Origin of the sequence: Paraburkholderia sp. (assembly GCF_034668105.1) — a bacterium.
GTDB lineage: Bacteria > Pseudomonadota > Gammaproteobacteria > Burkholderiales > Burkholderiaceae > Paraburkholderia.
In genome coordinates this window covers 1-6,148 of the sequence record NZ_JAXDPY010000144.1, presented here as the reverse complement: position 1 = coordinate 6,148, position 6,148 = coordinate 1, and the positions used below count along the sequence as shown (strand labels likewise).

The following is a 6,148-nucleotide window of genomic DNA, read 5'->3' as shown; positions in this document are numbered from 1 at the left end:
AATTCGGGCGGTCGTCCGCCCGGGAACGCCGGGGGGCATCCCCCCGGCGGGCCGCCAGGCGGCAATGCCGGCGGTCGCCCGCCGGAAGGCAACGGCGGTGGTCATCCGCAAGGTAGTGGCGGCAGACCCCCAGGTGGAGGAAACGGTGGTGGCGGCGGTGGCCGGCCACCGGACCAGCACGGCTGATCGAGGACGCGCCGTGGCGATGGTGCCGTTGCCGCATTGGCTGACCGGCTAGCCGGCCGGTTTATGCCGTTGCGGCATGCATCGCGATTAAAGTGGGCAGCCCTCGCGTAAACCCCGGTGCGCCGCGTACACTAGCGTGCCGATGTCGGGTTAGGGGGCGCACAAATGACACGCGAAGCGACATCAGATAGCACGATGGGAGCAACGCCGGAGAGCACCCACTATGGGTCGAATCTGGCCGAGGGGGTGTTGGCGTCGGAGCGTACGGTGTTGCGGTTGATTACCCGCAACACGCCGCTGCCGGAATTACTGAATGAAGTCTGCCGCCGCGCCGAAGCGCTGCTCGGCGCTGGCGCGTCCTGTTCGATCCTATTGCTGGATGCGGACGGCGTTCGCGCGCGCGTGGGCGGCGCGCCTTCGCTGCCGGCGCATTTCGGCGCCGCGATCGACGGCGTCGCGATCGGGCCACGGGTCGGGTCCTGCGGCACCGCGATGTACGAGCGGCGCATGGTCGCGGTCGAAGATATCGAAACCGATCCGCTGTGGGCCGACTTCCGCCACCTCGCGTTGCCGCTCGGCTTGCGCGCGTGCTGGTCGGTGCCGTTTGAAAACGATGCCGGCGCGGTGCTGGGCGCGTTCGCGGTCTATCACCGCACGTCGCGCCGGCCGACCGCCGAAGAAGAGGCGATGCTGTACGACATCAGCCACAGTGTCGGTCTCGCCGTGCATCAGGACGCCATGGCGCAACGCCTCGCGCGCAGCGAGGAGCACCACCGGCTGGTCGTCGATCATCTCAACGAGGGCATCGTCGTGCAGTCGCGCGAAGGCGTGGTGCTGGCCTGCAATCCGAGTGCGCAACGGATTTTGCGGGCGAGCGCCGATCTGATCGGCCGCGACATCATGACCGTGCTGGCGCGTTCGTATCACGAAGACGGCTCCCTCGTCACCGAAGCGGGCCGTCCGACCACCCAGGTGTTGGCGACCGGCAAGCCCCAGCTCGGCATCACGATCGGGCTGGAACTGATGGACGGCGACGTCGTCTGGATTACCGAGAATGTCGTGCCGATCATCAAGCCGGGCGACAGCGAACCCAGTTCGGTGCTGATCTCGTTTACCGACATCGGGCCGGTGCGCGAGGCGCAACGGCAACTCAAGTTTCTGGCTACCCGCGATCCGCTCACTGGTCTCTACAACCGCGCCTATCTGGCCGAGCGGATGCGCGATCTGTTCGCGCCCGGCGGCGCGACGGGGCTGGGCGAGCTGGCGCGGGTCGCCGTGCTGTTCGTCGATCTGGACGGTTTCAAGAAGGTCAACGACACCGCCGGTCACGAGGCCGGCGATGCGCTTCTGTGCAGCGTCGCGGAACGGCTGTCGGCGTGTGTCGCACAGAGCGACACGCTCGCGCGCGTGGGCGGCGACGAGTTCGTGATCGTGGTCAGCGCGTACGAAAGCACGGGTCATCTGATCGCGCTCGCCCAACGCATTCTCGACATGATCGCGGTGCCGTTCGCGGTGGCGGACAACGAGTACTACATGGGGGCATCGATCGGCATCAGCCTGTTTCCGGAGGACGGCCAGGACGTGCCCACGCTGATGCGCAACGCCGACTCGGCGATGTACCACGCGAAACAATGCGGCCGTAACAACTTTCAGTTCTTCACCGCCGAACTGAATCAGCATCTGCAGCGCCGCTTCATGATCGAGCAGGCCTTGCGGCGCGCGCTCGCCGGCAACGAACTGAGCCTCGTGTATCAGCCGATCGTCGACAGCCAATGCGGCCGCACGATCGGCGCCGAAGCGCTGCTGCGCTGGTACAACAGCGAGCTGGGCAACGTCTCGCCGGTGGAATTCATCCCGGTGGCCGAAGACGCCGGCCTGATCGGTGAAATCGGCGGCTGGGTGCTGGCGCGGGCTTGCGAGCAGATCGCGCAGTGGCGGCGCACGCTGGCGCCGGATCTGATCGTCGCAGTGAATCTGTCGCCGCGCCAGTTCAAAGGCGGGCTGGTGGAGCGGATCGAGCGCTGTCTCGAACAGTCGGGGCTCGAGCCGGAGGCGCTGGAACTGGAAATCACCGAGCGGCTGTTGATGAGCGACAGCGACACCGTGCTGCCCATGCTAAGCGCGTTGAACGCCATGGGCGTGCGGATTTCCGTCGACGATTTCGGCACCGGTTATTCGTCGCTGTCGTATTTGAAGCGGTTTCCGCTGCATAACCTGAAAATCGACCGGTCCTTCGTCGCGGGCTTGCCGGATCATCGCGATTCGATCGCGATCACCCAGGCGGTGGTGGCGATGGCCCATTCGCTCGGTATGAATGTCACTGCTGAGGGTGTGGAGACTGCCGAGCAGGCGGCGTTTTTGCGCGGGATCGCTTGCGACAAGCAGCAGGGGTATTTTTACAGCCGGCCCGTTGGGGCAAGCGCTTATGCGCGGAGTCTGTGCGACGCGCAGATCGGGCTGGCCGGCGCGACTTGAGTCTGGGCGTCATCATGCGAGCGTGATGGTTCGGACGTCTTGAGTCGGGGCGCCAAAAATCGATTGTTCAGATCGGCAGACAAGTGCCTTCGCGTTCCCGGTATTTATCCGCGGCCCAAGTCTCCCTAGAATCCTCCCATCGAATGTAAATTCCGCGCCATGCCGAAACGGCCCGGCGCGATGGAACCGCGATGGGAACGTTATGCCAGCCTTGATCAAAAACCAGCTTTATCGGCCATCGGTGGTCCTGCCGATGGTCGCCCTCATGCAAGTGATGGTGTCACAGGACTTCAACCTCGGCCAGGTCGGCTGGGTGGTTGCGACGCGCGGCGCACAGGCCGCACTGCAACGCTCGCGCGAATTGATCTGCGCGGTGCACTGCCACGCCTGAACGACTCAAGCTCATAGAAACGACGATCACGGCAACCCCGGGCGCTGAGGGTAAGATGCTACGACCAGCACTCCAGCCTCGGGAGATTTGCCATGCCACAGCACTTCGACGCAGTCGTGATCGGGACGGGACAAGGCGGTGCGCCGCTCGCTGTCCGGCTCGGTCAAAGCGGACGTAAAACCGCGGTCATCGAACGCGCGGCCTTCGGCGGGACCTGTGTGAATGTCGGCTGCACGCCGACCAAGTCTTATGTGGCCAGCGCTCGCGCGGCTCACGTGGCGCGCCACGCGGCCGAGCTGGGTGTGCAGGTCAGCGGCTCGGTTTCCGTCAATCTGCCGGCGGTCAAAGCGCGCAAGGACAAGATCATCGGCGAATCGCGCGACGGCGTCGAGAAATGGCTGCGCGGCGCGGATAACGTGACCGTCTTCAATGGCCACGCGCGCTTCACCGGCGCGCATACGCTGTCCATCAGCGGGCCGGACGGTACCGTGCGCGAGGACATCAGCGCCGACGAGATCTTCATCAATACCGGCACGCGCGCAGTCGTGCCGCCGCTCGAAGGACTCGAGCGAATTCGCTACTACACCAACTCCAATCTGCTCGAACTGACGGAATTGCCGGACCATCTGGCGATTGTCGGCGGCAGCTATATCGCGCTCGAATTCGCGCAGATTTTTCGCCGCTTCGGCAGCCGCGTGACGGTGCTGGTGCGCGGCGAGCGCGTGCTCACGCGCGAGGATGCCGACTTCGCCAGCTCCGTGCAGAAGGTGCTGGCGCGCGAAGGGGTCGAGTTTGTCTTCGGCGTGCAGCCCGCGCGGGTCGAACCGCATCCGCATCGCGAGAATGCGGTGTGTATCGGCTTCGAGCAGAATCTTCCCGCGCTCGAAGCCTCGCACCTGCTGTTCGCCACCGGCCGTGAACCGAATACCGACGACCTCGGCCTCGACGCCGCCGGCATCGCGACGGACAAGCACGGCACGATTCCCGTCGACGGCCAGTTGCGTACCAACGTGCCGGGTGTCTGGGCGATCGGCGACGTCAACGGACGCGGCGCCTTCACCCACACGTCCTACGACGATTTCCACATCGTCGCGGCCAATCTGCTCGACGGCGGTTCGCGCAGCGTCGACACGCGGATCATGGCGTATGCGGTGTTCGTCGATCCGCCGCTGGCGCGCGTCGGACTTTCGGAGGCCGACGTGCGCAAGAGCGGCCGCGACGCGCTGATCGCCACCATGCCGATGACGCGGGTGGGCCGCGCCCGCGAACGCGGCGAGACCGACGGCTTCATGAAGGTGCTGGTCGACGCTGGCAGCAAGCAGATTCTTGGCGCGGCGATCCATGGCATCGAAGGCGACGAAGCGATCCACACGTTTATCGACATCATGACGGCCGGGGCGCCTTATCCGACCTTGCAGTACGCGATGCACATTCATCCGACCATCAGCGAACTGGTGCCCACGTTGCTCGATGGGTTGAAGCCGATGAAATGAGCGGTGCGCCAGGTGGCAAAGCCTCTTGGCGAGCACGCTGGGCGAAGACCCGTAGTGAACCCAGGTGACGGGCATAGCCGGAGCACAAGCAATGAAACGTGCAATCCGTAGCGGCAATCTGTTCGATCTCAGCGCACCGGCGAGCCCGGACGAGCAAGTCGACACACTGGTGGAAGAAGCCGGCGTGAGCGTCGAGCGGATCGTCTCATGGGGGCACGCAAGCCCACTGGACTTCTGGTACGACAGTCCGCGCGCCGAGTGGGTCGTGCTGCTGAGCGGCGCGGCAACGCTCGAATTCGAAGGCGAGCGTGAGCCGCATCCGATGAAACCCGGCGACCACGTGCTGATCGAGGCGCATTGCCGGCATCGGGTGGCATGGACGAGCGGCACGGAGCCGAGCGTGTGGCTCGCGGTTTATTATCCTGGCGCGCACCGCTGATTGATCGCCGGATCCGCACCAGACGGAACGTGCGCTTGCTTCGATCGACGAGGCGATGGATTCGATTGAAAAGGGGAAGACATGAGCATTAGCATCGTCCAGCTGGGGTCTCCGAGGACGCCCGACGAAGGGTTGCGTATCGGCACCGTTCGGCGGCCGCCGCGCGGCGTACCCAAGACGGAATTCAGCACGCGCGACTACTACGATGTGTGGCTGCCTAATCTGTCGCCTGATGCGGCGTTGATCAAAGAAGCCAAGGCGGCCGCCAGCGACGCTGAATGGGCTGCGTTTGCGAAAAAATTCCGGGCGGAGATGAATGGGGGCGACGCCGCCAAGGTGTTGGACCTGCTTGCCGCATTGTCAAAAACCACGCACTTTGCCATCGGCTGTTACTGCGAGGACGAAGGCCGCTGCCATCGCAGCATTCTTCGCCAGTTGTTAAGTGAGCGCGGTGCACTGATAAAGTGACGTGTGCCGGACGCGGCAAGCGGCGGCCGGTGGCGTCCGGCACACCCGCATTCTTCTCACAACCGCTGCACGACCAGGAAACCGACCGATGGGCAAGGGACGCATCGAAGCCTTCAGCGATGGCGTGATCGCCATCATCATCACAATCATGGTGCTCGAATTGAAGGTGCCGGAAGGCTTCGATCTCGCCGCGCTGCGCCCGGTGGCGCCGGTGTTTTGCGCCTACGTGCTGAGTTTCATCTACGTCGGCATCTACTGGAACAATCACCACCACATGTTCCACACCGTGCAGAAGGTCAATGGCTCGGTGTTGTGGGCCAATCTCCATCTGTTGTTCTGGCTGTCGCTGCTGCCGGCGGTGACCCATTGGGTCGGTGAAAATCATCTGGCCGCGTGGCCGACCGCGATGTACGGCGTCGTGCTGTTCATGTCGGCGATCGCCTATTTCATTCTGACCCACATGCTGATCCGCGAACACGGCAAGGACTCGACGCTGGCCAAAGCCGTGGGCAACGACTTCAAAGGTAAGGTCTCGGTCGTCATCTATCTGTCGGGCATTGCGCTGGCATTCGTTCAGCCGTGGCTCTCCGCTGCGCTCTATACGCTCGCCGCGGCGTGGTGGCTGGTGCCCGACCGGCGCATCGAACACGTGCTGGAAGCCTAAGCATGCTGCTTGCACTCAAGCTTGCGCTGGTG

The 6,148-nt window shown here is 64.3% G+C and carries 7 protein-coding genes; all 7 read left to right on the top strand.

Annotation, left to right across the window (positions count from 1 at the left end):
* A partial coding sequence (locus QOC89_RS06660; protein ID WP_323044299.1) for a hypothetical protein occupies positions 1-238 on the top strand: 238 nt, incomplete at its 5' end.
* A 113-nt stretch (positions 239-351) separates the two neighbouring features.
* Positions 352-2,661: a putative bifunctional diguanylate cyclase/phosphodiesterase gene (locus tag QOC89_RS06655; protein WP_323044298.1), complete on the top strand. Its 2,310-nt coding sequence runs from the start codon at positions 352-354 to the stop codon at positions 2,659-2,661.
* Positions 2,662-2,863: 202 nt separating this feature from the next.
* Entirely contained in the window at positions 2,864-3,052 is a 189-nt protein-coding gene (locus tag QOC89_RS06650; protein WP_323044297.1) for a hypothetical protein, read from the top strand.
* A gap of 92 nt (positions 3,053-3,144) precedes the next feature.
* Complete coding sequence (locus QOC89_RS06645; protein WP_323044296.1) at positions 3,145-4,545, top strand: FAD-containing oxidoreductase; 1,401 nt, start codon at positions 3,145-3,147, stop codon at positions 4,543-4,545.
* Positions 4,546-4,636: 91 nt separating this feature from the next.
* Positions 4,637-4,984, top strand: a complete 348-nt coding sequence (locus QOC89_RS06640; protein WP_323044295.1) for a cupin domain-containing protein — start codon at positions 4,637-4,639, stop codon at positions 4,982-4,984.
* 81 nt (positions 4,985-5,065) lie between these two features.
* Positions 5,066-5,452: a DUF488 domain-containing protein gene (locus QOC89_RS06635; protein WP_323044294.1), complete on the top strand. Its 387-nt coding sequence runs from the start codon at positions 5,066-5,068 to the stop codon at positions 5,450-5,452.
* An 88-nt stretch (positions 5,453-5,540) separates the two neighbouring features.
* Positions 5,541-6,116: a TMEM175 family protein gene (locus tag QOC89_RS06630; RefSeq protein ID WP_323044293.1), complete on the top strand. Its 576-nt coding sequence runs from the start codon at positions 5,541-5,543 to the stop codon at positions 6,114-6,116.
* Positions 6,117-6,148: the final 32 nt, after the last annotated feature.